The following is a 23,174-nucleotide window of genomic DNA, read 5'->3' as shown; positions in this document are numbered from 1 at the left end:
AGGCGGTTACTCGCGGCGAAGTCGGCGCGCCAGACGCGTGCCAAAGGTCTGTAATAACTGGACGATAACAATCAGCACCAGCGCGGTAGACAGGGTGGCAAAGACGTCAAAGCGTTGATAGCCGTAGGTAATGGCTAAATCGCCGATGCCGCCGCCGCCCACCGTGCCCGCCATTGCGGTTGCCCCCAGCAGGCCGATGGTGGCGGTGGTCAGCGCCAGCACCAGCGAGGACGCGACTTCCGGCAGCATAAAGTACCAGATGGTCTGGAAGGTGGTGGCCCCCATCGCGTTGGCGGACTCGAGGATACCTTCATCCACTTCCAGCAGCGCGCTCTCGACCAGTCGGGAAATGTACGGCGCGATAAAGATCACCAGCGGCACAATCGCGCCCGGCGTCCCGATGGTGGTATGCACCAGCAGGCGGGTAAACGGCAGGATGGTGATCAGCAAAATGATAAAGGGCAGCGAGCGGATGACGTTAACAATCGGGTTCAGCACCTGATGCACAAAGCGGTTGGGCAGAATGCCGCCCGGACGGCAGATCACCAGCACGATCCCCAACGGGATGCCGAGCAGCGAGCCAAACCCCAGAGAAACGGCAATCATCACCGCCGTATCATGCAGCGCCAGCAGAAACTGATCGCCGGTAATGGCGGTATCAAAGAGATCAAACATCGGTGATTTTCACTCCTGACTGGCGAAGAAAATGAATAGCCGCCTCGGTGTGTGCCGCGTCGCCTTTGAGCTGCACGATCATAAAACCGAGAATGGTGCTCTGCACTTCCGACATATTGGCAAACAGAATATTGACCTCCACCGGAAAGTCGCGGATCAAGCGGTTAATGATCGGCTGCTGCGCGGTGACGCCGATAAATTCCAGCCGTAACGAGCGCGCGGTTTCCTGTTCCGCCAGCAACGCCAGCGTTTGTTCCGGCAGGCGATCGTGGATCACCGACTGCACAAAGCTGGCGCTGACCGCGTGCTGCGGATTACCGAACAGGCTCAGCACATCGCCCTGCTCGACAATGCGCCCCTGTGCCATCACCGCCACCCGGTTGCAGATCTTCTGCACCACCGACATTTCGTGGGTAATCAGCACGATGGTGATGCCATAACGCTGATTGATCTCTTTTAACAGCAGCAGAATTTGCACCGTGGTTTGCGGATCCAGCGCGGAGGTCGCCTCGTCACACAGCAACACCGAGGGATTGGTTGCCAGCGCGCGGGCAATGCCGACCCGTTGCTTCTGACCGCCGGAGAGTTCGTTGGGAAAGCTGTTGGCCTTGTCGCTCAGACTGACAAACGCCAGCAGTTCTTCCACCCGCGTGCGGATAAACGCCTTATCCCGCCCCTGCAAAATCAGCGGGATCGCCACGTTATGAAACACGGTTTTGGCATTCAGCAGGTTGAAGTGCTGAAAGATCATGCCGATGTCTTTCTTCACCTCATTGAGTCGTGGCTTGCTGACTCCCTGCAGGGATTCGCCATTGACCCGCACCTCGCCCTGGCTTGGCGTTTCCAGATGATTGATCAGCCGCAGCAGCGTGCTTTTACCCGCGCCGCTGGTGCCAATCACGCCAAAGATATCGCCCTTTTCGATGGTGAGATCGATACGGTCGAGGGCCAGAAACGCCACGTTGTTACGTGAAAACGTTTTGCTGACGTTGCGAAACGCGATGGTTGGCTGACTCATTTGAAATAGTCTGGCAGCAGGTAGCCCTGATACTCAGCGTGGCTCTGGATGTACTGTTTGAATTCGGCAGAGTGATAGCCGGCAATAATATCTTTGGCGAACGGCGCGTCTTTGTTTTTGCCCGCCACGGTGACGATGTTGATAAAGTTGCTGGTGGGATCTTCCAGCTTCAGCGCCGAACTGAGCTTTATGCCGCTGGACACCGCAAAGTTGCCCTGGATCACGCCGTAATCGACATCAGGCAGTGCCCGGACCTGCTGGGCGTTATCCATCTCTTTCAGCACAATTTTGTACGGATTTTCGGTGACGTTTTTCTGCGAAAAAGTAGCGGGATCGCTTTTCGGGCTGATTTTCAGCCAGCCGATGCTTTGCAATAATAGCGCCGCGCGATACTCATTGGACGCCTGATTCGGCACCGACACCGTTGCGCCTTCAGCCGGCTTAGTCAGCGAGGTGATTTTGCCGGAATACAGTCCCATTGGTGGGGTTGGCACCTGCACAATGCCGACGTTATCAATGCCTAAGCGATCGTTGACCGACTTCAGATAGACCGGGTGCTGCATAATATTGGCTTCGATATTGCCACGGCTGACCGCATCGTTAACCTGAATGCCGTCACTGAAATCTTTATATTCGACCTTATAGCCCTTTTTAATTAACAAGGGCGCGACGCCTTTCTCAAACTGCTCTTTATACGGGCCCGGATTAAAGCCCACCCGGATCAGTTTATTGTCGTCAGCATGGGCGGTGGCCAGAACGGCGGCGGAAGATAACAGGCTAAAGACGATCCCTTGCAATACAAACTTGCTCATCAGTAAATCCTTAATGCGGATAATGAAAGAAAATCATTAAATCACAGCTAAAGTTTGATCCTGAAGGTAAAAAGCCGTTGCCGTTGGGCTTAATTCTGCTAAAGATAGTCATCATTTGAATTAACGCTTTCCGGCAATGGATAGCGTTATTTCTGCTAACGTCCGCGTGGGTTTTCCGTATTCACTGTTCAGGCGATATGCCATTATTTCCCGCTTAACCGTTTTATTTCCGGGGGGAATATGCCTGACTTTGCCGCATCGCAATTAGTGGAAGACTTAGAAGAAAATTTATTTGGCGTGCTGGAAAAGCTGGCGGCAAACGTCGACGGCACGCAGCTGCCGCTGATCGACCTGTCATCCGGCAGCCCGCGTCAGCCGACGCCGCCGGAAATCATCGCCAGCCTGCAGAGCGCGGCGGAAAACCCCGGCAATCACGAATATTCCTCATTCTGGGGAAAACCGCAGATCCGCACGGCCATCGCCGCATTTTATCTGCGCGAATACGGCGTGGAACTCGATCCTGACCGCGAGATCGCCGTTTTTCAGGGATCGCATATTGCGGTCAGCGGCATACCGCGCGCGTTGCTCAATCCCGGCCAGGTGCTGATTTCCACCGATCCCTGCTATCCCCTTTACCGCTCGGCGGCCAGGCAGTCGCAGGCCGATTTTTACGGCATTCCACTGGATGCAAGCACCGGTTTCCTGCCGGACTTCAGCCGGGTTCCCGAGGATATCGCCCGTCGCGGCGGCCTGCTGGTGCTTAACTATCCGCACAATCCTACCGGCGCGATGGCGACGCCGGCCCTGTTCCAGGCCGCGCTGGAATTTGCCGAAAACTATCACCTGCCGCTACTGCATGACTTTGCCTACGCCTCGATTGGCAGCCACCGCCAGGATCGGCCGATCAGCCTGCTGTCGCAGCCCGGCGCTAAACAGTGGGGCGTCGAGGTGTATACCATGTCGAAAAGCTTCCTGATGGCCGGCTGGCGCTTTGGCTTTGCGGTGGGCAATGCCTCGATTATCAGCGCCTTTAAGAAGCTGCACACCCACAGTTACAGCACGGTTTATGGCGCCGTTCAGGATGCCGCGGTCACCGCGCTGGAACTGCCGAGCGAACGCATTGATGCGCTGGCCGATATCTATCATCAGCGACGCGAGCAGGTTTTTATCAAGCTGGCAGAGATGAACTGGCCGGTAAGGAAACAGCAAGGCACCTTCTTCCTGTGGCTGCCGGTGCCGGACGGCTTTAGCGGCGAGGATTTTGTCGGCAAGCTGCTGCACGAGGCCCATGTGCTGGTTGCACCGGGTGATGGATTTGGTGAGCACGCCGGTCAGTATATTCGCATCAGCCTGACGGTGCAGACTGAGCTGCTGATGGCCGCGCTGGATCGCATTGCGGCGTTGGAATTGTTTGCGGGATGAAGGTGCTGAGGAGTTGACTCCTCAGCAGTGCGGCAAGCTGCTAGCGAACCCGCCGCGCGTTAATCATTTCGGAAAATCAGTGCCGACCGAGGTATCTTTCCAGGCTTCAACCTGGGAAAGACGCGCTTTGAGTTTCGCTGTCACCGCATCGTGACCCCAGGCACCCATCACCAGATGCCGTGGCGCATCGTCGGTGTGGGTGATGGCAATCATGGCCTGCGCGGCGCGCACCGGATCGCCCGCCTGCTTGCCGCTGTTTTCGGAGGTGCCTTTCATCCTGGCGGCGGCGGTTTCCTCGTAATCATTAATTTTGCTTGGCGTCTGATGCAGTGAACGTCCGGCCCAGTCGGTGCGGAACGGTCCCGGCTCGACACAGGTGACGTGAATGCCTAACGGCCCGACTTCCGCCAGCAGGGAATCTGACCAGCCTTCTACCGCATGTTTGCTGGCAGAGTAATAGCCCGAGCCTGGGAAGCCAATAATGCCCGCCACCGAGGTGATATTGATAATGTGTCCGCTGCCCGCTTTACGCATGGTCGGCAGCACTTCGCGGGTCATGGCAAACAGGCCAAAGACGTTGGCATCAAACTGGGCGCGAATTTCCTGCTCTTCACCCTCTTCCACCGAGGTCTGATAGCCATAGCCGGCGTTATTGACCAGCACATCGATGGTGCCGAATTTCGCCAGCGCCGCCTCAACCCCTTTTTTAATGGTGCTGCTGTCGGTCACGTCCAGCGCCAGTGCCAGCGCGCGATCTTCCACGCCGGTCACCAAATCCTCAATTTTTGATTTATCCCGCGCGGTGACCACTACGCGGTAATTCTGTTTCAACAGCTCTTTTACCAGTTCGCGCCCAAAACCTGTTGAGCAGCCGGTAATAAACCAGACGGGATTCTTGTCAGTAGCCATGTTGTTATCCTCAGTTCTGCAGTGTTGAAAATGAGAACCCCACCACGAACGCAGTGGGGAAAAGCATGACCCAAAGCGTAGTTGCTGAAACGCCTCGCTGCCTGGTTGCTTTGTGCGAAAGTATGTCCCGACCGGCGCGGAGCCGCGGCAGCCGGGCTGATGAAGGATTTAGCGAAGATTCCGTGGCGGTCTTTGTTGTGCTTAATAACCCCGCGATCGGTCGACCAGGCCGATCATCGTTTCGCCTCGTTCAAAGCGGCGAATATTCTCCAGCAGCGCACGCACCGCACTTTCGGGCTGGGTCTGGCTGGCGATATGCGGCGTCAGCCAGATGGCCGGATGGGTCCAGAACGGATGATCTTGCAGCAGCGGTTCTGGCGAAGAGACGTCAATCACCGCCGCCTGCAGCTGACCACTTTCCAGCGCGTCCAGCAGGTGTTGATGATGAAGGTGCTTGCCGCGCCCCACCTGCACCAGCGACGCGCCCGGCGGCAGCTGGCTGAACAGCGAAGCATTCAGGATGCCTTCGGTGGCGGGCGTCAGCGGCAGCAGGCAAATCAGGATATCGCTGCGTGCCAGAAACGCGCCAAGCTCGGCGTCACCGACAAAGCTGCTGACGCCGGGGATGGCTTTGGCCGAGCGGCTCCAGCCGGCGCAGTCGAAGCCCAGTTGCACCAGCGGCGCTAAGGCCGCCTCGCCCAGTTCACCCACGCCCATCACCCCCACCCGACAGTCTGCCGCGGGTTTGCTGCCATGGCCGAGCCACAGCTGCTGACGCTGCTGATGCAGATAGCGCGGCATATTGCGGTGCAAACCGAGCACGGCGAAGGTGACGTATTCCACCATCCCCTGGGTCAGGCCCGGTTCGATCATCCGCACCACCGGCAGTTCCGGCGGCAGGCGGGAATAATCAAACTGGTCGGCCCCGGCACCCACCGAGAACAGCACCTTCAGATTCGGGAACTGCTGCAAGATCTCCTCCGGCGGCTGCCAGGCCACCAGATAGTCGATGCTTGCAGGATCGCCGATGTCTGGCCACTGGCGGAAGCTGGCGTCCGGGGCCAGTTGCGCCAGCAAATCCGCCCACAGATCGCCGCGTTCAGAGGCGGATTTATAGAGGATATTCATCAGGCCATCGCCTGCGACATTAAGCCAAACGCCAGCATTCCTTGCGGCTGCCAGGGCTTGCCGTGGATCATCGCCACCGGACGGTCAACTTCCAGCAAACCCAGCGTATTCAGCCAGTCGCCGAGGCCGGTTTCGCTGCTGGTATCCAGGCGAACAAACTGCCCCTGCAATCCCGCCAGCAGCGCGCTAATCAGCACCTTTGCACGCGGAAGATCGCGGCAGATAACCGGGCCAACGCTATAGCCGTGACCAAAACGCCGCAGGCAGGCAAAACCTTGCACCGTGCCCTGCTCTTCCAGCAGTAAAATTCGCTCTGCGCTGTCGAACAGGTTTTCGATAAGCTGCGGGCGGTATTGGCCGTGCGCCTGACGATCTAATGCCGTCATCAGCGTCATATCATCACGGCAGGCAGGCCGCAGCAGCTGCCCCTGTTCAGGTAACAGCGGGATCACTTCGGCCAGTTCACGGCACTGATGCTGTTCAATGTGCCCACAGGCGACAAACCCCAGCTTCTCGTACAGCGGTAGCCCCATTTCCGTGGCGTGCAGGCGCGCGTTGCGCCCTTCCAGCTTGTGCAGCGCGGTTTGCATCAGCTGCTTGCCAATCCCTTTGCCCTGCGCCTGGTCGGCGACAATCACCAGTCCAATCGAGGCGTAATCCTCACCCCAGCGCCAGAAAATTGTCGTGCCCAGCAGTTCACCGTCCTGTTCCACGGCGATCCCCTCGCCCAGCTGCAGCGCCTGTTGCCAGTCGGCCAGCCGGTGCGGCCACTTGAGGTGTTGGGTCAGAGCAAAGGCCTGTCGAAGATGCCGGTCCTGCAGTGCGCAAATCGGGTAACTCATGCTTTTTCCTCTACGGCTGAAGGCAAAAAAAACGCCCATCTCGGGTGATGAGAATGGGCGTATTTGCGCTTCTTTTTCAACTATTTTTGCTTCAGGCGAGCCTGAACGGTCAGATCTGGAAGTCGAGAACCGGCTCCTCGGTGGTGACTGCCAGCGCCTGGCGCTTAATCTCTTCCAGCGACAGATTGGCGTTGCACAACTCAAGGAATTGCCAGACAAAGTTACGCTGCAGCTGGCCGCGCTTCAGCCCCAGCCAGACGGTATTGGACTCGAACAGATGCTTGGCTTCCAGTCGGGTCAGCGACGAATGCTCATCAAGCTGGCAGGCCTGGTCGGCCAGCACGCCGACGCCTAAGCCTAATTCGACGTAGGTTTTCACCACGTCGGAATCCTGCGCGCTTAACACGATGTCCGGCTTCAGGCTGGCAGAATGGAAGGCGCGGTCAACGCGCGAACGTCCGGTGATGCCCTGGCGGTAGGTGATTAACGGATAGCGGCTCAGCGCTTCCAGCGAGACCGGCTGCTGCTGCTCCAGCTCATGCCCTTTCGGCACCAGCAGCGCATGATGCCAGTTAAACCACGGGAAAGCGGCCAGCGCCGGGTTATTCACTACCTGCTCGCTGGCGATCCCGACATCGGCTTCGCCTGCAGCCAGCATGGTAACGATCTCCTGCGGAGATCCCTGGTTCAGTTCAACGCGGACATTAGGATAGAGCGCACGGAAGGCTTTGATCACCTTCGGCAGAGAATAGCGTGCCTGAGTGTGGGTGGTGGCGATGGTCAGCACGCCGCTGGATTCATTGGTGAAGACGTCCGCCAGGCGGCGCACCTTGCCCGCTTCATCGAGGATGCGTTCAGCAATGGTCAACAGCGCTTTACCGGGTTCGGTCATGCCGAGCAGACGTTTGCCACGACGGATAAACAGCTCCACGCCCAGTTCATCTTCCAGATCCCGGATATGGCGACTGACGCCCGATTGCGAAGTGAATAACGTATTGGCAACTTCGGTAAGATTAAAGTCGCAGCGTGCGGCTTCCCTGATGATTTTAAGCTGTTGAAAATTCACGCGCGCGCCCCTTTCTGTTTTCTGTTGGATAACGACATGTTAAGGAGGCTAATCGATATCAACAAATAATAAAAAAAGGTTTTATATGCTTTTTAGTGCTAAGAAGTGAGGCGCGCAACCGCGCGCCCGACAGAGGGGATTAGCTCACTAACATCAGTTCGCGGTCTTCGACCACCGGCTTGTTCAGCAGCGATAACAGAATATTTTTCACCGCCTGCGCCGATGGCGACAGCGGCACGCGGGCAGAGACGTTCAGCGACAGCGGCAGATTCAGCGTTGGGCTGTTAATTCGCGCCATCCACGCATTGGTCGAACTGACCAGCGCACGGGCAGCAGATTCTGGCAGCACGGTGACACCCATTCCGCTGGAAACGGCGGCGGTCAGCGTGGCGATAGATTCGATTTCACCGATAATGCGGGCGCTGAGGCGACGCAGTGAGAAGGCTTCATCAACGCGTTTACGCACGGCGCTGTAATCACGCGGCAGGAACAGGTTCATCAGCGCCACGTCGGCCAGGTCAATGGTCTGTCCTGGACAGTCCGTTGCGCCAACCAGATACAATTCTTCTTTCATCAGCGGCATGCTGGTGATGCCAGCCGTAGGCGCACGATCGTAGAGCACCGCCATGTCAAGCTGCCCATTCATCACTTTTTCGTTTAATGACGAGCCGCTGTTCTCATGCAGATAGACCAGCACATCCGGGAATTGCTCACGCACGGTTTGCAGTAACGGCATGGTCAGCGATGACGCTGCGGTGCCCGGTGCAAGTCCGATAGAGACCTGACCATTCAGTGACTGACCGGCATTGATCACCGCGGTCTGCGCCTGCTCACACTGGCGCAAAATGGTCCGGGCATGGGAATACAGGATCTTGCCCGCTTCGGTTGGCGTCACGCCACGCTTGGTGCGGATCAACAATTGCTGGTCCAGTTCATTCTCAAGCGTCGCGACCTGCTGGCTGAGGGCAGGCTGTGCAATATGCAGGACTTCTGCGGCCTGAGTCAGGCTGCCGATGTCGACGATTTTTACGAAATATTTGAGTCGTCGTAAGTTCATGTTGCCTCCGTCACGGATCCCCGAATGCCATTTTCACTGGCGTAAGAAATAAGTTTTCACTCTGGTGCACTGAGATAATTGCAATCACCGTGCCAGAATTTTCTTAAGGGGAGAGTTCAGGGCCAGCTTATGGCTAACAGGCGGTAAAATAAGAGAATCTGATTACCCCTTTAGGGTTAATCATAATTATTTATACCTTGGTGGGGGAGACAGACAGGATTGGCGCACTGCATTGGTGCAAAAATTGCTGTCCAGGCGTGCATGTAACCGTTACCACGTCGTCGAAAGGGCCAGAACAGTAATGTTCTGGCCCTGAGCGTGTGTTGCAGAAGGACTTAACGTTTCTTGCGGTTGCGGTACATATCGATGGAAACCGCGGCCACGATAATGATGCCTTTAATGATGTCCTGCACGTAAGCATCGACGCCGACGAAGGTGAAGCCGCTCTTGATCAGCCCGAGAATCACCGCACCAATCAGCGTACCGGTGATGCGACCGACGCCGCCCATCAGGCTGCTGCCGCCGATAACCGCTGCGGCGATGGCATCCAGCTCGTACGACATCCCCATGCTTGACTGGCCGCTACTGACGCGCGCCGCCAGCACCACACCGGCCAGACCGGACAGGCCACCGGCGATGGTATAAACGATGATCAGGTATTTGTTAACGTTAATCCCGGACACCTTCGCCGAGGTCATGTTGCCGCCAATGGCGTAAACATATTTACCGTAACGGGTGTGCTTCAGGGCAATGTGGAAGATCACCGCCACCACCAGGAAGATGATCACCGGCATCGCGCCCTGACCAATCGAGGTGAAGCCATCAGACAGGAAGCTGATAGGGTTACCCTGGGTGTAATACTGCGCCAGACCACGCGCCGATACCATCATCCCCAGTGTGGCAATAAACGGGGGAATGCCGGTGCGGGTGATCAGCACGCCGTTGATCACCCCGGCGAGGAACCCGACCCCCACCCCGGCGACAATCGGTACCACCGCAGGCAGGTTCACCAGCGACGGATACATTGGCGTCAGGCTGTCGGAGGTTTGTGCCAGACTGGCCGCCACCACCGCAGTTAACGCAATCACCGACCCGGACGACAGGTCGATCCCCGTGGTAATAATGACCTGCGTCACCCCCACGGCAATGATCCCGATAATCGCCACCTGCAGCACGATCAGCACCAGGCGATTGGGGTTCATCAGAAACGACTGGTCACGCACATACCAACCGAAGGCTTCAAAGATCAGCGCAATGCCGACCATCACGATAAAGATACCGGTGTCTTTCGGCAATTTGCCTTTCAGACTGGAGAATACAGAAGCCGAGGGGGCCGGCTGTTGAGTTGTCATTTTTACATCACTCATAGGGTTACCTTACGTCCTTACTCGGACGCCAACGACAAAATGGTTTCCTGGTCAGCCTCTTCTTTATCGAGGATGCCGGTAATACGACCGCCGTGCATCACCATCACCCGGTCACTCATGCCCAGAATCTCAGGCAGTTCAGAAGAGACCATAATGATGGCGACGCCACGGTTCGCCAGTTCGCTTATCAGGCGGTAAATTTCCGCCTTGGCGCCCACATCGATGCCGCGTGTTGGCTCATCGAGGATCAGGACTTTTGGCTGCGCCAGCAGCCAGCGCGCAATCAGCACCTTCTGCTGGTTACCGCCACTCAGGTTGTTGATGATTTGGTCCATGGTCGGCGTTTTGATGTTCAGTCGCCGGATTTGCTCCATGCAGTCTTTCGCCATCTGCACATGACTGACGAAACCGCCCTTGCTGCTGTATTCCGGCATGTTGACGATGCTCATGTTCTCCATCACCGACAGCACCAGGAACAGCCCGGACTTTTTGCGATCCTCGGTCAGGAACGCCAGCCCTTTTTCGATCGCCGTGGAAGGCGAGTCGATTTTGGTTGGCACGCCGTCAATCAGGATTTCGCCGCCGTCGATGCTGGTCATGCCAAACAGGCTTTCCATCACCTCACTGCGGCCGGCACCCACCAGCCCGGCCACGCCGAGGATTTCACCGCGACGCACGCTGAAGCTGATGTCATGGAACACGTCCTTGCGATACAGATTGCGTACCGTCAGCACGTCCTGGCCAATATCATTGTTGAATTTCGGGAACAGCTGGGTCAGTTCGCGCCCCACCATCTGGGTAATCAGTGACTGGCGGGAATAGCTGGCGGTACTGTCGCTGCCCACCCACGCACCATCACGGAACACGCTGACTTCATCGGTAATGGCAAAAATCTCATCCATTTTGTGGCTGATATAGATGATGGCTTTGCCCTGCTCGCGCAGGTCGCGAATGATGGCAAACAGGTGCGAGACTTCCGTTTCGGTCAGCGCCGAGGTCGGTTCGTCCATGATCACCACGTCGGCATTCCACGACACCGCTTTGGCAATCTCCACCATCTGCTGGGAAGCGATGCTTAACTCCCCGACCATCCGCTCCGGCGTCAGGCGAATATTCAGTTTCGCCAGCAGCTCTTTGGTCATCTTGTTGAGTTTGCCGTGGTCGACAAAGCCATACTTCATCGGCTCACGACCCAGCCAGATATTTTCGGCAACGGTCATATGAGGGACTAAGTTGAGTTCCTGATGGATCATCGAGATACCTGAACGCAGCGCGTCCATTGTGTCGACAAACTGCACCGGCTCCCCTTTAACTTTTATTTGTCCCTCATCGGGACGGTAAATCCCGATGAGGCACTTCATTAAAGTGGATTTGCCCGCGCCATTTTCGCCCATCAGCGCATGGACAGTTCCTGCCTTCACGCGTAAAGAGACATTACTTAATGCTTTTACGCCCGGAAAAAACTTGCTGATGCCTTCGGCTTCAAGCGCATATGCGGCCATTCTTCACCTCCGTACGGCGGGGTTATTTTTGGTTCATGCTGGTGAATTTTTCGTAGTTGTCTTTGGTGATCAGCTGGAATGGGATATCCACGATCTTCTGCACTTTTTCACCATTGGCCAACTTCACCGCAGTTTTCACTGCACCCTCGCCTTGACCCTTGGCATCCTGGAACACGGTCGCGACCATCTTGCCGTTTTTAATCATCTGCAATGCATCTGGCGTACCATCGACACCGGCAACCAGGATGTGAGAATCGTTTTTACCGAGCGCCTGCAGGGCACCGATCGCCATTTCATCGTTGTTAGCGGCAATCGCGTTGATGTCATCACCGGCGGTTAACCAGTTGCTGACCACATCGACGGCATCGTTACGGGTGAATTTAGCGGTTTGTTCTTTGGTGACTTTCATACCTGGGTATTTGGCGATGATCGCTTTCACGCCGGCGGTACGTTTACGGGTGGATTCGTTGGCAAGGTCACCGAGGAGGATGGCGACGTTGCCTTTATAGTTCATGTTTTTTGCCAGCGCTTCCATCTGCAGACGACCGGCCAGCTCAGAATCCGAGCCAACATAGGCCATTTTGTCCACCAGCGGCTGAGCCGGTTCGCGGTTCACGAAGATCAGCGGGATGCTGGCCTTGGCTGCCAGGTCCATAATCGGCTTCACGGCGTTGGTATCCACCGGGTTGACGATGATGGCGTCAACGCCCTGGCCGATAAAGTTCTGCACCTGGGAAAGCTGCTGTGCGACATCACCCTTAGCGTCTTCAACCTGCCCTTTCACGCCCTCTTTCTGCATCTCTTTCTGCATGGAAGTACGCAGAATAGTCAGAAAGTTGTCATCAAACAGCGCCATAGAAACACCGACCTGCAAATCTTTTGCGAAGACGGAAACGGGTAACATACACACTAACAGCGACGCTAAAATCGTTTTTTTCACGTTCATGGCTAAGCCCTTTTTATCGTTAGTATGCGCAGGCTGGTTGTTACATCGAATGAAAATTTCTTTTACATTCACTCAACTTCACCGACGGCTTCAGTAAAATGTAGGGTAAATCATGCTTAAGGTAAGACCCGACTGCTGGAAACGCTCCTTTCAATTACTCTTAGTAAATCATCATGTTAAACCTGCTATTTCGATCTTAATCTGGCCGCCCGTTACCATCAGCCTGCGAACCAGTTCATTTGTTTCATAATAACGTCATATGAAATTTTCAATATGAAACCACCGAAACGCCTGTTTTAAAATCGACAAATAACAAAAATTTGACACACCTCTAACATCGGCAAAGGATTCCGATCAAAGTGAGATCTGGCGCATGAGATTGCATTTTGAGCAGGCGGGTGGGAAAAACGGCGATTCGCTGGTTTTGCCAGCAAACGCACGCGATTTTTGCATTCGCCCTTTGACAAGCGACGGTGCTGCCGATAACATGCGCCCCGTTGAAACAATTCCTCTGTAGTTCAGTCGGTAGAACGGCGGACTGTTAATCCGTATGTCACTGGTTCGAGTCCAGTCAGAGGAGCCATACATTGAAAAGCCCGCTCAGGGAAACCTGAGCGGGCTTTTTGCTTTTCTGAATCTGCGGTGCCTGACAGGGGAAAAGGCAACGTTTGGGTAACTCAGTCCTTCACGGGTAATTTCGCTCGATTAAGCGAGTCCGAACGTAAAGCAGTACGGCTGTTAATGTCAGTAATGGGATGCCATGAAAAATGACAATGACCACTGCGGGGGTGAACCAGATATAAAATGGCGCGACAATTAACATCCCAACGCCAAATCCTGTCATTTGCAGGAGAGTCATCAGGCTAAAAACAGGCAACCGCAATGATTCAGGCTCACTTTGGATACGCGAAATCAGACTTACGTCCGCCAGTCCATCTCCCACACCTGCCAGTGCGATAAAAATCAGTGCCGGTGGGATGCCAGTTTGTTGAAAGGTAAAGATAAAACCCAGTGACATAGATGCCACGCCACAGAAAAAAAGCCTGTCCGTACGCATCCCGTAACGCACTAACAGAGAGTTTGCCAGACGCGCCCCGGCGAATTTCCCAGCGGCCCAAACTGCCAGCAAAAGACCCATGGTTTTCCCGGCTGATTCTGGCGTCAAAAGCTCGGAGATAATGGGAAAGCCTACGTTGTGGGCAGCACTGCCTAAAGTATCGGCCATCGTTACCAGCAACATGCCGGCCAACAGCGGAGTCGTTCGCAGCCCGGTGACCAGATTACGCCATTCTTTACGATGCGGATTTGTTGCACTCGCAACGGGATGCACCAAAAAGCGTAAAGGCAGTATGCATAACCCGGCCACCAGGTAAGTCACAATATTCGCGGCAAACACAATTTGATAACCACTTGTCGCCAGTAGGATCCCCGACACCAGGCTTCCCGCAACAGCCCCCATAGCGGATGCAGAAGTTAACCCAGCGTTTGTTGATACACGCCGGGATTCGTTGACCCACCAGGGAAGTTGACTGTTAAGACCGATGGCGAACATCGAATTTCCCAGTCCAATACCCAGCGCAATGAAAGGCAATATATAAAGCTGGGTAGACGCAGGCAAAATTAACAGCAAGGCTAATAGCGCAGCGCGCGCAAGGTCAAAAACCACTAAAGATAATCGCCCGTAAAAACGGCGAAAAAAAGGAATACCCACTGCACTGGCGATGATCCCACCAGTCACCCTACAGGCCAGGAATATGCTCACATGCATTACACTCTGACTCAGCAAGTACACATAGGTGGATAGCACCACCATATTCAGAAAAGCGCCAAAATCAGAGATAAATCTGGCAATAATTATTAAATAGCTATTCCTGGCGGCACGAATATTAATATTATCGTCCTGCATTTCAGTAGTCATTTGAAATTCCTTTTTGGAAAACAGCCACAAGTTACCAGCAATAAATCACGCTATCCAGCGCATTGGGTCGAAGGTGTGAGCGGAGTTAGTTATTCAAAAAACACTACAACCTGCTATGTTGCACATAGTTAGTGGCAGCGGAGTTTCAAGGATTTTAAATGAGTAAATCGCCTGACATCACCGTTTTGTTCCGCCGCGCGGAAGAAAACGATGCGGAATTGGTTCGTGAAATAGTCCTTGCGGCCTATTCCAAGTGGATTTCGGTCATTGGTCGTGAACCGACTCCGATGACGGCCGATTTTAATAAAGCCGTACGTGAGCATGACATTTACCTGGCCATTATCGCAGGGGATGCCGTTGGCCTCATCGAAATACAGCTGCATGCCGATCATCTTTGGATAGAAAATGTTGCGGTACATCCTCTCTGGCAAGGAATTGGGATCGGCCGGAGATTGCTTTCGCATGTTGAAGGTAAAGCAGCTCAGGCGGAGATCGGGGAAATTCGCCTGCAGACGAACGAAGCATTCGAGGCGAACATTACGTTATATGCGGCGCTAGGATATGAGATCGATAGACGAGAACCATTCATGGGTGGAAAGACCGTGTTTATGAGCAAAAAATTGTGGCGGTTACATAACTGACCCCCCGAAACAAAGATTTCTTAAATCTTTAAGGTACGTTGCTACTCAGACCTATCCGTTAAAGGATCAAGAGCAACTATGAGCGAAGAGCTGACCTTACGCATCCATACTCACATTAGCTCTAAGCAGTCGGAATTGAACTTAGCGCTTCATTGTGATCTTGTTCTGCACACAATAATTATATGAGGTCTTTATGCTGATAGCGCAGGTTTCAGACATTCACGCCTCACCCGAAAATGATCATCTGTTTCGGTTTGACCAGGTACTAAATTGGCTTACGCATTTGAAACCGGATGTACTGGTACTTACCGGTGATCTAACGGATGGGCATTGGCAGGAAGGTTATAAACAGATAGCCGACCGCCTGAATCAGCAAAATTATCCTTCACTGATCCTGCCAGGTAATTCAGACGACCGCAGTATGATGCGTTCTGTTTGGGATGAGAACAGATGGGCGCACGATGCCCAAGGAGAGGCCCTGCACTTTGTCCATGACATAGGAGGCATTCGCCTGATTGGTCTGGATTCGACGATTGATTATAAGGATTACGGCAGTGTGACTGACCATCTGGAATGGTTGGATAATCAACTTAGCGACGCAGACAGCCCTCCTTCATTGCTGTTTTTGCACCATCATGTATTTGCATCCGGCATACCAACGCTAGACGAAACGATGTGCAGAGGTCTACCTGAGATGGAAGATTTGGTAAGACGCGCCCCGGGCAGACTACTCGCCATTTCTACAGGCCATGTCCACAGACCCATAGCGGGTACGTTTGCGGACATACCTGCCTACATTTGTGGCTCCGTCTGCCCGGCTAATCCTGTCTGGTTTGGAACAGTAAACGCTCCTCCTGCGAATGACCCGCCAGCATTGGTGATTCACCGCTACGTCAGTAATTCTCTTACCAGTCACCACGTTGGCGTTTAACTGGCATTCGGAAAACGTATCGGTTTCATAGAGAACGACCTGATCCCCAGTGATTAACGCATAATATTGCGAGAGAACAATATCTGCTGTTGGCAGAAAGCGGAATGACTTGGGCGCAAGATCCGCTGTGAGCGAGAAGCGGACGTTACCTGAGTTCTTTGATGGGCATAAATACGGTAGCCAGCTTAAAAGATGGCTGCCGATGCCGTGGAGATTCAAGCGCAATCGAGCTTAAACTAATTTATTATTTGCGCAAATTTAAGGCCATCACGGTAACAGTCTCTCCGGCTACAATCCGAATCTCTTTGTCCTCCCATCCCAGCTTGCGGTACAAAGACTGCATGTCCGGCGTGTAAAGCCACAGTTCAGCAATATTTTGCTCAGATGCATGTTTAATCAATTCTTTAACCAGCGCGGATCCTAATCCCTGACCGCGATGTGAAGGCGTGGTGATGACTTCTCCCAGCCAGTGCATACGCTGGGGGTTATCACTAAGCTCAAAGTGAATGAGACTACCTGCTGCGATAACATTGTTTTCTGCATCAATCACGATCAGGGTAACCTGGCGGTCATCACAAGAATTCCGCTCAATGAGCCGTGCTCGAATTTGTTCTTCGTCTGCCCATAAAGGCAGGCAAGACCACTCCCTAAAAAGTAAGCCTGAAGTTTGAGCAAGATAAACAGGGTGATCCATAAGCTTTTTAATTTGCATTTTTCGCTCTTCTGTTTTGACGTTTAGGGAATTTACAAAGTTTATAAACTTAAATTTTTAGCACACTTTTCAAATTGCAAAGCCCGTTCCTGGCACACAGCGGAAGCGGACCTGTGGTTACTAAAGGTTCGCAATGAGCGAGGAGCGGACGTCTAACCCTGTTCCCAGGGAACTCCCGGCTCCCAACGTTCAACCAGCAGGTCAATAAAGGCGCGGATCCGTGGGGATAAGTGTCGTTTGCTGGGATAGATGATCCGCACAGGTTCAGGCGGGAAAGGATATTCCTCCAGCACAGGCACCAGCTTGCCGCTACGTACATCATCCGCAAGCAAATAGGTCGGCAGGTGAACGATGCCAAACCCGGAAATTGCCGATGCCCGCATGGCTTCCGAACTGTCGAGGTTAAGCCGGCCGGGTCCTTCATAGACAAAAGTGCCTTCGGGAGTGGCAAAATGCCAGCTTCGCCTCTTCTCTGCACTCAAAAGAAAAATAGTGTCATGTCCGGTTAATTCCGCAGGGGTCTTTGGAACACCCCGTAAGGACAGGTATTCGGGCGACGCACAGGTGACAATACGCTGAGAAGCAATTGTGCGGGTAAGAATTCGTGAGTCATCGCGGGGTTCACCGATGCGAATGGCAATATCAAACCCCTCTTCAATCAGATCGACAAACCTGTCCGTAAAGGAGACCTCCGCACGAAGTTCCGGCCACTTTTTCAGATAAGCATCGAGAACGGGAAGGATGTGTCGCTGACCAAATGAAAGCGGTGCGCTCAACCGGAGCGTCCCCGATGGCTTCCCCCTGCGCATGGCCATGGCGGCATCGACCTCTTCCAGGTCATCCAGTATCTGTCGGCAACGATCGTACATGACCCTCCCCTCATCGGTAAGACTCAGACTCCTGGTGGTACGGTTAAGAAGGCGAACCCCCATGCGCGTTTCCAGCCTGACAATACTTTTGCCAATGGCGGAGCGCGTCAGGCCAAGGGAACCGGCTGCATGGGTGTAACTCCCGGCTTTTACGGCTGCCACGAACGCCGCGATATCACCAATACTGTTGATTTCCATGCTTAATTTATCTCATTCAATACGGGCGTGACTGTACCCTGATATGGGAAGCACATTCCCCAAATGTTTATCTATCATAGACTCCTGTTCTCTTTCAACGCAAATACAAACAGGAATGACAATGCTGAATAAACACACCAGGCAAGCCGTAAAAGAATGGTCAGAAAGTCTGGTCGATCTGGGTCCAATTCTTACCGGTGAAGACACCGTCACGCCTATGCGCGAAGTGCGTGACGCGTACACGCGTATGCTGGCTAAAAACCCTGCGCCTGCGGGCGTCAGCTTTACGTATGTCGACATGGGTGGCGTACCGGGCACGCTGGTGACGCCTGATAACCTTGAAACAGACGCCATCGTGATGTACATCCACGGTGGGGCTTATATTGTCGGCGAACCGGCGGGCTATCACGGTATTGGTGGCAACTATGCCAGCATGCTGGGCGCACGGGTGTACATGCCGGATTACCGTCTGGCGCCCGAGTATCCATTCCCCACGCCGGTTACCGATACCGTTCGTGCCTATGAGTGGTTGATTGAGCAGGGTTTTGACGGCAGCAAAATTGTGCTGGCCGGCGAGTCTGCGGGCGGTGCGATGGTGATTACCGTGATGGTGGCGGCGCGTAACAAGGGCCTGCCGCTTCCGGCCGCCGGAGTTTCGATTTCCCCCTGGGCCAACCTTGAACATACCGGCGTCTCCATGACCAACAGAGAAGGCCTGGATCCCCTGAACACCAAAGCCGGTCTGGATTTCCTGGCCCGTACCTTCCTTGGCGATGCCCTGCCTAATCATCCCATGGCCTCGCCGGTGTTTGCCGATGTAACGGGCCTGCCGCCGGTGCTGGTTCAGATTGGCGAAAATGAACTGATGCTGAGCGACGCGATGCGGCTGGCAACTCATCTGGGTGATCACCGGGTTCGCGTAAATCTGGAGGTCTGGCCTGGTATGTTCCACGCCTGGCATTTCTTCTCCACGCTGCAGCCCGAAGCGGTGCAGGCGCTGGAGAGCTCGGTCGCCTTTATCAGGCAGGCTCTGCGGGATGCCGCGAACTAATCATTACAGATAAGCTAACTCACGGGCGCGACTAACTGCGCCCGTCAGCTGAGAAAATGCCTTATTTACAGACCCCCGCTGACGTCAAATGACCGACAACTCAACGAGAGGCCGGGAATAACGCTAGACTAGGGTTCACACCCTGAACGGGTTAAACCCTGTGTTGCGTCCATCGGTTTAACTCACGGCTGTATTCACATGAGATTCGTCAAACGTATTGCGAGGAGAACGTTTATGACAGCGATTGATTCACTCGGCGCCGAAGGCGGAGTCTGGATAAATCCACCTCAGGTATGGACGGTTGAAGAAGGAAAGTTGCAGTTTAAAACGGATCTCAACACTGACTTTTGGCAACAGACGTATTACGGATTCCAGCGTCATACCGGCCATGCATTTGGATTTTACCTGGAGGGTGATTTCACCGTGCAGGTTAAGGTGATGGCGGGTTTTTCTCATCTCTACGATCAGGCCGGCCTATTTCTGCTTGATGATGACCTGCACTGGGTTAAGGCTGGCATTGAATTTAATGACGGTCAGTCTTCTGTTGGCAGCGTGGTGACACGCAACATGTCTGACTGGGCCACCGGGATTTTCACGGGCGATCCGGAAACATTCTGGATGCGAGCCACGCTGGAAAATGAGGCTCTGCGAATACAGTACTCAACGGATGGCATAACCTGGCCGTTACTGAGATTGTGCCAGTGGCCGGAAACGCGAAAGCGTTTTGTAGGCGTAATGAGTTGTACGCCCGAAAGGCAGGGACTCGACGTCATCTTCGACGAATTCACCCTCGGTCCACCTTCAAAAAAGCCTCTCCACGATCTGACCTGATCAAGCATGACGACTGATTAAGCTTCCAAAGACAATGCCGCTTCGTAATATGGCCTCCTCCCCGAAAAATTAACCTGCCGCAATAAGCGTGACGTCCGCTGTTGAAAAGGAGCGGACAGGCTAACGGGGAAAAGTCAGCGTCGAACTATAAACGACAAATTACAAACCCAGTTCCGACAGCCCCGGATGGTCATCCGGGCGACGGCCCAGAGGCCAGTGAAACTTGCGCTCACTTTCCTTAATAGGCATATCATTGATACAGGCGAAACGACGCTGCATCAGGCCATCTGCTTCAAATTCCCAATTTTCATTCCCGTAAGAGCGGAACCAGTTACCTGAATCATCACGCCATTCATAAGCGTAACGGACAGCGATTCTGTTGCTGTCGAACGCCCACAACTCTTTAATGAGACGGTACTCAAGTTCATTATTCCACTTACGGGTGAGGAATGCTTTGGCTTCCTCTCGATTATTTGCAAACTCGGTTCGGTTGCGCCACTGGGTATCCAGTGAGTACGCCAACGAGACTTTTCCCGCATCGCGGCTGTTCCAGCCGTCTTCAGCAAGCCGAACTTTCTCAGTCGCCGATTCGCGAGTGAACGGAGGAAGTGGCGGGCGAGTGTGTGTATCAGACATGGTATAGCCTCCCGTAAATTAGGATATCTCAGTAGAAACAGTTTTATGTCACTCAGGCATTAAGGAGAGACAGACTCCAGCAAGTGTTTTGCAACGTCCCCTGCACTGTCGGCCGCGCTGCTATCGCCCATCACATAAGACATGGTGATCGCGCCCTCAATCAGAATAAATAACTGCCTGGCCAGAACTTCAGGGCGCTCAATGTTTAATTGCCCGGTGAGTTCACGCGTGTAATCCAGTAATTTTTGTTTATGCAGCTTCGCTATCTGCCGAACGGGGTCGGTATGATCACCCACTTCTCCCGCGGTATTGATAAATGCACAGCCACGAAAGCCTTCTGACTCAAACCAGCTTCTGAGCACGGTGAACATATTCAAAATGCGCGCCCGAGGCGTATCACCTTTATCAGATTCCGTTCTGAACCAGCACATCCAGCGCTCATCACGTTCTTTCAATGCGGCGGCGGCCACATCATCCTTGGTCGCGAAATAGCGATAAATACTTTTCCTGGCTACGCCCGAGGTTTTAACCAGAAGGTCCATGCCCGTTGCATGGATACCGTTCCGATAAATCAATTGCTCGGCGGTGGTGAGGATTTTTTCGCGGGTATCTGTTGGCTTTCTGTTCATGAATCGAATGGTAGAACGATCGTTCTCCATGATCAACCGTTTTCTCAAAAATAAGGTTAACAGCCAGCCGGCTGCCATGGGTGATTTACCAGTTCTGCTTCGTAGGGGATACGATAAGATCGTTGATCGTCACGTTCCTGGGCTGGTTGAGCGCGTAGACCACCGCATTTGCCACATCCTGCGGACTGATAGCAATTTTTGTCAGCTCCTGCGCCACCTTACGCCCTTCCGGATCGCTCACTTTATCAGCCCATCCCGTGTTAATAACGCCGGGGCTGATGGTATTGACTCGGATGCCTTTATTCACGCCCAGGTCTTTACGCATTGATTCCGTCATGGCGTGCACAAAAAATTTGGTCGAACTGTACACACCCGCGCCGGCGTCAACCTGGTGGCCTGCCACAGAAGCCATGTTCAGGATCTGGCCGTCACTTTTGCTGAGCATAACCGGGAGAACGGACGCAATGGCGTTCAGATAGCCCTTGATGTTGACGTCGACCATTTTGTTCCAGTCGTCCCACGCGATGTCACTCCAGGCTGAAAAGAGCATCAGCCCGGCGTTGTTAATCAGGATATCAACGGTACCGAAGGTATCGGTAGCATGCTTTACCAGCGCCTGTGTATCTTCAAGACGAGTTACATCCGTCACCAGACCGGAAGCATGGCCACCGGCTGACTCAATATCCTTTACCAGCTTATCGAGGCCGGTCTGATCCAGTGCTGCGGCTACGATATTCACACCATGACGTGCAAGTTCCAGCGCGGTCGCGGCGCCAATGCCCGATGACGCACCAGTAATTACAGCGGTTTTGTTCTGCAGATGATTCATATTATTATCCTTTTGGATGAGGTACAGGCGGCGGGAAGATCCCGCCGGTTGTATTTATCAGTAATTCGCTTCCGGCCAGTCGGTGTAACCTTTCGCGCCGCCGCCGTAGTAGGCTTCCTTAGGCGCGATGGTCAGCTCGGCGCCATAACGCAGACGCTTAACCAGATCCGGGTTGGAAATAAACAGGCGGCCAAGGGCAACGGCATCGATGATCCCTGCATTACGGCGGCTGATCGCCATTTCGAGGTCATAGTTGTTGTTACCGATGAACGGACCGCTGAACTGCGCGCTCAGCGCATCCATATCCACGTCGGCAGGCACGTCACGCGACGTTGCAGTGGCACCCTCAACGAAGTGCAGGTATGCCAGATTAAAACGGTTAAGTTGCTGGATGAGATAGCCATACATCGCCATCACGTTGCTGTCCGGCGGCGTGTTGCCTGCGTCAGGAGTTACCGGTGACAGGCGGATGCCTACGCGGTCATTGCCCCAGATGTTGACGATCGCTTCAGTGACTTCCAGCGTCAGGCGCGCGCGGTTTTCTATAGAGCCGCCGTAGGCGTCGGTACGATGATTGGTTGAGTCGCGCAGGAACTGATCGAGCAGATAGCTGTTTGCAGAGTGCACTTCCACGCCGTCAAAACCTGCGCGCAGGGCGTTTTCTGCGGCACGCTTATACTGCTCAATAATGCCCGGGATTTCGTCGGTTTCGAGCGCGCGCGGCGTCGATACCGGTACGAAGCCATTGACGGTATAGGTCTGCCCTTCGGCCTTGATTGCAGAGGGAGCGACAGGACGCTCGCCGTTAGGCTGCAGTTCAACGCTTGAAAAACGGCCTACATGCCAGAGCTGACAGACGATTTTTCCGCCTTCGGCGTGAACGGCATCGGTGACTTTTTTCCAGCCGGTAACCTGATCCTCGCTCCAGATCCCCGGCGTGGCCGCATATCCACGGCCCTGAGCTGAGATATTCGTGGCTTCAGAAATAATCAGGCCGGCGCTGGCGCGCTGGGCGTAGTAGGTTGCATGTAGCTCATCAGGTACACCATTTTCGCCGTAACGGCTGCGGGTAACAGGCGCCATAACGATACGGTTGGCCAGCTGAAGGCTTCCCATTGCTACGGGGGAAAAGAGATCTGTACGGGTACTGTTATCAGTCATAGAAACTCCTAAGTAGTTGACCGG

Annotated in this window: 23 protein-coding genes and 1 tRNA gene; 6 read left to right on the top strand and 18 right to left on the bottom strand. The window is 54.1% G+C overall.

Annotation, left to right across the window (positions count from 1 at the left end; translation table 11 throughout):
* Positions 1-6: 6 nt before the first annotated feature.
* The 3 genes from AC0IXH_RS02915 to AC0IXH_RS02905 are packed head-to-tail and all read right to left on the bottom strand — an operon-like array spanning position 7 to position 2,505.
* Positions 7-675 carry a methionine ABC transporter permease gene (locus tag AC0IXH_RS02915; RefSeq protein ID WP_013202826.1) on the bottom strand — a complete coding sequence of 223 codons (669 nt, stop codon included), beginning with the start codon at positions 673-675 and terminating at the stop codon, positions 7-9.
* Positions 668-1,693, bottom strand: a complete 1,026-nt coding sequence (locus AC0IXH_RS02910; RefSeq protein WP_013202827.1) for a methionine ABC transporter ATP-binding protein — start codon at positions 1,691-1,693, stop codon at positions 668-670. The genes AC0IXH_RS02915 and AC0IXH_RS02910 overlap by 8 nt, the downstream gene beginning before the upstream one ends.
* Positions 1,690-2,505, bottom strand: coding sequence for a MetQ/NlpA family ABC transporter substrate-binding protein (locus tag AC0IXH_RS02905; protein WP_471719919.1), 816 nt, complete (start codon positions 2,503-2,505; stop codon positions 1,690-1,692). Before AC0IXH_RS02905 ends, AC0IXH_RS02910 begins: the two co-directional genes overlap by 4 nt.
* 240 nt (positions 2,506-2,745) lie before the next feature.
* Between AC0IXH_RS02905 and AC0IXH_RS02900 the strand changes: the two genes are divergently transcribed.
* On the top strand, positions 2,746-3,927 hold the full coding sequence (locus tag AC0IXH_RS02900; RefSeq protein WP_471719918.1) for an aminotransferase class I/II-fold pyridoxal phosphate-dependent enzyme: 1,182 nt from the start codon (positions 2,746-2,748) through the stop codon (positions 3,925-3,927).
* A 63-nt stretch (positions 3,928-3,990) separates the two neighbouring features.
* Here AC0IXH_RS02900 and AC0IXH_RS02895 read toward each other — a convergent pair whose 3' ends face one another.
* From AC0IXH_RS02895 to AC0IXH_RS02860, 8 genes are all read right to left on the bottom strand, one after another.
* Positions 3,991-4,836 (bottom strand): oxidoreductase, encoded by an 846-nt coding sequence (locus tag AC0IXH_RS02895; RefSeq protein WP_134824505.1) that lies wholly within the window; start codon positions 4,834-4,836, stop codon positions 3,991-3,993.
* 201 nt (positions 4,837-5,037) lie between these two features.
* The gene (locus AC0IXH_RS02890; protein ID WP_471719917.1) at positions 5,038-5,964 is read right to left on the bottom strand and encodes a 2-hydroxyacid dehydrogenase; all 927 of its coding nucleotides are present in this window, start codon (positions 5,962-5,964) and stop codon (positions 5,038-5,040) included.
* On the bottom strand, positions 5,964-6,806 hold the full coding sequence (locus tag AC0IXH_RS02885) for a GNAT family N-acetyltransferase (protein WP_471719916.1): 843 nt from the start codon (positions 6,804-6,806) through the stop codon (positions 5,964-5,966). Before AC0IXH_RS02885 ends, AC0IXH_RS02890 begins: the two co-directional genes overlap by 1 nt.
* A 109-nt stretch (positions 6,807-6,915) precedes the next feature.
* On the bottom strand, positions 6,916-7,872 hold the full coding sequence (gene cbl, locus AC0IXH_RS02880; RefSeq protein WP_013202833.1) for an HTH-type transcriptional regulator Cbl: 957 nt from the start codon (positions 7,870-7,872) through the stop codon (positions 6,916-6,918).
* A gap of 139 nt (positions 7,873-8,011) precedes the next feature.
* The gene (gene nac / locus AC0IXH_RS02875; protein WP_053142226.1) at positions 8,012-8,929 is read right to left on the bottom strand and encodes a nitrogen assimilation transcriptional regulator NAC; all 918 of its coding nucleotides are present in this window, start codon (positions 8,927-8,929) and stop codon (positions 8,012-8,014) included.
* A gap of 335 nt (positions 8,930-9,264) precedes the next feature.
* Entirely contained in the window at positions 9,265-10,296 is a 1,032-nt protein-coding gene (locus AC0IXH_RS02870; protein ID WP_041692054.1) for an ABC transporter permease, read from the bottom strand.
* 17 nt (positions 10,297-10,313) lie between these two features.
* Positions 10,314-11,798, bottom strand: a complete 1,485-nt coding sequence (locus AC0IXH_RS02865) for a sugar ABC transporter ATP-binding protein (protein ID WP_013202836.1) — start codon at positions 11,796-11,798, stop codon at positions 10,314-10,316.
* Between the two features lie 22 nt (positions 11,799-11,820).
* Entirely contained in the window at positions 11,821-12,744 is a 924-nt protein-coding gene (locus AC0IXH_RS02860; protein ID WP_013202837.1) for a sugar ABC transporter substrate-binding protein, read from the bottom strand.
* Between the two features lie 507 nt (positions 12,745-13,251).
* Between AC0IXH_RS02860 and AC0IXH_RS02855 the strand changes: the two genes are divergently transcribed.
* Positions 13,252-13,327: transfer RNA gene (locus tag AC0IXH_RS02855), tRNA-Asn, on the top strand.
* A gap of 102 nt (positions 13,328-13,429) precedes the next feature.
* On the opposite strand, the gene AC0IXH_RS02850 is transcribed toward AC0IXH_RS02855, so the two are convergent.
* Entirely contained in the window at positions 13,430-14,662 is a 1,233-nt protein-coding gene (locus AC0IXH_RS02850; RefSeq protein ID WP_471719915.1) for an MFS transporter, read from the bottom strand.
* 158 nt (positions 14,663-14,820) lie between these two features.
* On the opposite strand from AC0IXH_RS02850, the gene AC0IXH_RS02845 reads away from it, so the two are divergent.
* Together AC0IXH_RS02845 and AC0IXH_RS02840 are read left to right on the top strand one after the other, a co-directional pair.
* Entirely contained in the window at positions 14,821-15,303 is a 483-nt protein-coding gene (locus tag AC0IXH_RS02845) for a GNAT family N-acetyltransferase (RefSeq protein WP_471719914.1), read from the top strand.
* 193 nt (positions 15,304-15,496) lie between these two features.
* Entirely contained in the window at positions 15,497-16,234 is a 738-nt protein-coding gene (locus tag AC0IXH_RS02840; protein ID WP_471719913.1) for a metallophosphoesterase, read from the top strand.
* Positions 16,235-16,478: 244 nt separating this feature from the next.
* On the opposite strand, the gene AC0IXH_RS02835 is transcribed toward AC0IXH_RS02840, so the two are convergent.
* Both AC0IXH_RS02835 and AC0IXH_RS02830 read right to left on the bottom strand, forming a co-directional pair.
* A complete protein-coding gene (locus tag AC0IXH_RS02835; protein ID WP_013202855.1) occupies positions 16,479-16,946 on the bottom strand; it encodes a GNAT family N-acetyltransferase in 468 nt (155 codons plus the stop codon).
* A 152-nt stretch (positions 16,947-17,098) separates the two neighbouring features.
* Positions 17,099-18,013 carry a LysR family transcriptional regulator gene (locus AC0IXH_RS02830; RefSeq protein WP_265910923.1) on the bottom strand — a complete coding sequence of 305 codons (915 nt, stop codon included), beginning with the start codon at positions 18,011-18,013 and terminating at the stop codon, positions 17,099-17,101.
* Positions 18,014-18,134: 121 nt separating this feature from the next.
* On the opposite strand from AC0IXH_RS02830, the gene AC0IXH_RS02825 reads away from it, so the two are divergent.
* Together AC0IXH_RS02825 and AC0IXH_RS02820 are read left to right on the top strand one after the other, a co-directional pair.
* Positions 18,135-19,064, top strand: a complete 930-nt coding sequence (locus AC0IXH_RS02825) for an alpha/beta hydrolase (RefSeq protein ID WP_471719912.1) — start codon at positions 18,135-18,137, stop codon at positions 19,062-19,064.
* A 234-nt stretch (positions 19,065-19,298) separates the two neighbouring features.
* Positions 19,299-19,895 carry a DUF1349 domain-containing protein gene (locus AC0IXH_RS02820; protein ID WP_471719911.1) on the top strand — a complete coding sequence of 199 codons (597 nt, stop codon included), beginning with the start codon at positions 19,299-19,301 and terminating at the stop codon, positions 19,893-19,895.
* A 159-nt stretch (positions 19,896-20,054) separates the two neighbouring features.
* On the opposite strand, the gene AC0IXH_RS02815 is transcribed toward AC0IXH_RS02820, so the two are convergent.
* The 4 genes from AC0IXH_RS02815 to AC0IXH_RS02800 form a co-directional block, all read right to left on the bottom strand.
* Positions 20,055-20,531, bottom strand: coding sequence for a nuclear transport factor 2 family protein (locus AC0IXH_RS02815; protein WP_471719910.1), 477 nt, complete (start codon positions 20,529-20,531; stop codon positions 20,055-20,057).
* Between the two features lie 59 nt (positions 20,532-20,590).
* Complete coding sequence (locus AC0IXH_RS02810; RefSeq protein WP_041692354.1) at positions 20,591-21,160, bottom strand: TetR/AcrR family transcriptional regulator; 570 nt, start codon at positions 21,158-21,160, stop codon at positions 20,591-20,593.
* 85 nt (positions 21,161-21,245) lie between these two features.
* The gene (locus AC0IXH_RS02805) at positions 21,246-21,989 is read right to left on the bottom strand and encodes an SDR family oxidoreductase (RefSeq protein ID WP_013202861.1); all 744 of its coding nucleotides are present in this window, start codon (positions 21,987-21,989) and stop codon (positions 21,246-21,248) included.
* Between the two features lie 57 nt (positions 21,990-22,046).
* On the bottom strand, positions 22,047-23,150 hold the full coding sequence (locus tag AC0IXH_RS02800; RefSeq protein ID WP_471719909.1) for an alkene reductase: 1,104 nt from the start codon (positions 23,148-23,150) through the stop codon (positions 22,047-22,049).
* Positions 23,151-23,174: the final 24 nt, after the last annotated feature.

It is taken from the genome of Erwinia sp. AC075 (assembly GCF_979253995.1).
Note: the sequence above shows the minus strand (reverse complement) of the source record. Positions and strands in the feature narration are given on the sequence as shown.

Excerpts from the sequence above, each read along its gene's own strand:
- AC0IXH_RS02915 (WP_013202826.1), bottom strand. The coding sequence starts at position 675 with ATGTTTGATCTCTTTGATACCGCCATTACCGGCGATCAGTTTCTGCTG.
- AC0IXH_RS02910 (WP_013202827.1), bottom strand. The coding sequence starts at position 1,693 with ATGAGTCAGCCAACCATCGCGTTTCGCAACGTCAGCAAAACGTTTTCA.
- AC0IXH_RS02905 (WP_471719919.1), bottom strand. The coding sequence starts at position 2,505 with ATGAGCAAGTTTGTATTGCAAGGGATCGTCTTTAGCCTGTTATCTTCC.
- AC0IXH_RS02900 (WP_471719918.1), top strand. The coding sequence starts at position 2,746 with ATGCCTGACTTTGCCGCATCGCAATTAGTGGAAGACTTAGAAGAAAAT.
- AC0IXH_RS02895 (WP_134824505.1), bottom strand. The coding sequence starts at position 4,836 with ATGGCTACTGACAAGAATCCCGTCTGGTTTATTACCGGCTGCTCAACA.
- AC0IXH_RS02890 (WP_471719917.1), bottom strand. The coding sequence starts at position 5,964 with ATGAATATCCTCTATAAATCCGCCTCTGAACGCGGCGATCTGTGGGCG.
- AC0IXH_RS02885 (WP_471719916.1), bottom strand. The coding sequence starts at position 6,806 with ATGAGTTACCCGATTTGCGCACTGCAGGACCGGCATCTTCGACAGGCC.
- nac (WP_053142226.1), bottom strand. The coding sequence starts at position 8,929 with ATGAACTTACGACGACTCAAATATTTCGTAAAAATCGTCGACATCGGC.
- AC0IXH_RS02870 (WP_041692054.1), bottom strand. The coding sequence starts at position 10,296 with ATGAGTGATGTAAAAATGACAACTCAACAGCCGGCCCCCTCGGCTTCT.
- AC0IXH_RS02865 (WP_013202836.1), bottom strand. The coding sequence starts at position 11,798 with ATGGCCGCATATGCGCTTGAAGCCGAAGGCATCAGCAAGTTTTTTCCG.
- AC0IXH_RS02860 (WP_013202837.1), bottom strand. The coding sequence starts at position 12,744 with ATGAACGTGAAAAAAACGATTTTAGCGTCGCTGTTAGTGTGTATGTTA.
- AC0IXH_RS02850 (WP_471719915.1), bottom strand. The coding sequence starts at position 14,662 with ATGACTACTGAAATGCAGGACGATAATATTAATATTCGTGCCGCCAGG.
- AC0IXH_RS02845 (WP_471719914.1), top strand. The coding sequence starts at position 14,821 with ATGAGTAAATCGCCTGACATCACCGTTTTGTTCCGCCGCGCGGAAGAA.
- AC0IXH_RS02840 (WP_471719913.1), top strand. The coding sequence starts at position 15,497 with ATGCTGATAGCGCAGGTTTCAGACATTCACGCCTCACCCGAAAATGAT.
- AC0IXH_RS02835 (WP_013202855.1), bottom strand. The coding sequence starts at position 16,946 with ATGCAAATTAAAAAGCTTATGGATCACCCTGTTTATCTTGCTCAAACT.
- AC0IXH_RS02830 (WP_265910923.1), bottom strand. The coding sequence starts at position 18,013 with ATGGAAATCAACAGTATTGGTGATATCGCGGCGTTCGTGGCAGCCGTA.
- AC0IXH_RS02825 (WP_471719912.1), top strand. The coding sequence starts at position 18,135 with ATGCTGAATAAACACACCAGGCAAGCCGTAAAAGAATGGTCAGAAAGT.
- AC0IXH_RS02820 (WP_471719911.1), top strand. The coding sequence starts at position 19,299 with ATGACAGCGATTGATTCACTCGGCGCCGAAGGCGGAGTCTGGATAAAT.
- AC0IXH_RS02815 (WP_471719910.1), bottom strand. The coding sequence starts at position 20,531 with ATGTCTGATACACACACTCGCCCGCCACTTCCTCCGTTCACTCGCGAA.
- AC0IXH_RS02810 (WP_041692354.1), bottom strand. The coding sequence starts at position 21,160 with ATGAACAGAAAGCCAACAGATACCCGCGAAAAAATCCTCACCACCGCC.
- AC0IXH_RS02805 (WP_013202861.1), bottom strand. The coding sequence starts at position 21,989 with ATGAATCATCTGCAGAACAAAACCGCTGTAATTACTGGTGCGTCATCG.
- AC0IXH_RS02800 (WP_471719909.1), bottom strand. The coding sequence starts at position 23,150 with ATGACTGATAACAGTACCCGTACAGATCTCTTTTCCCCCGTAGCAATG.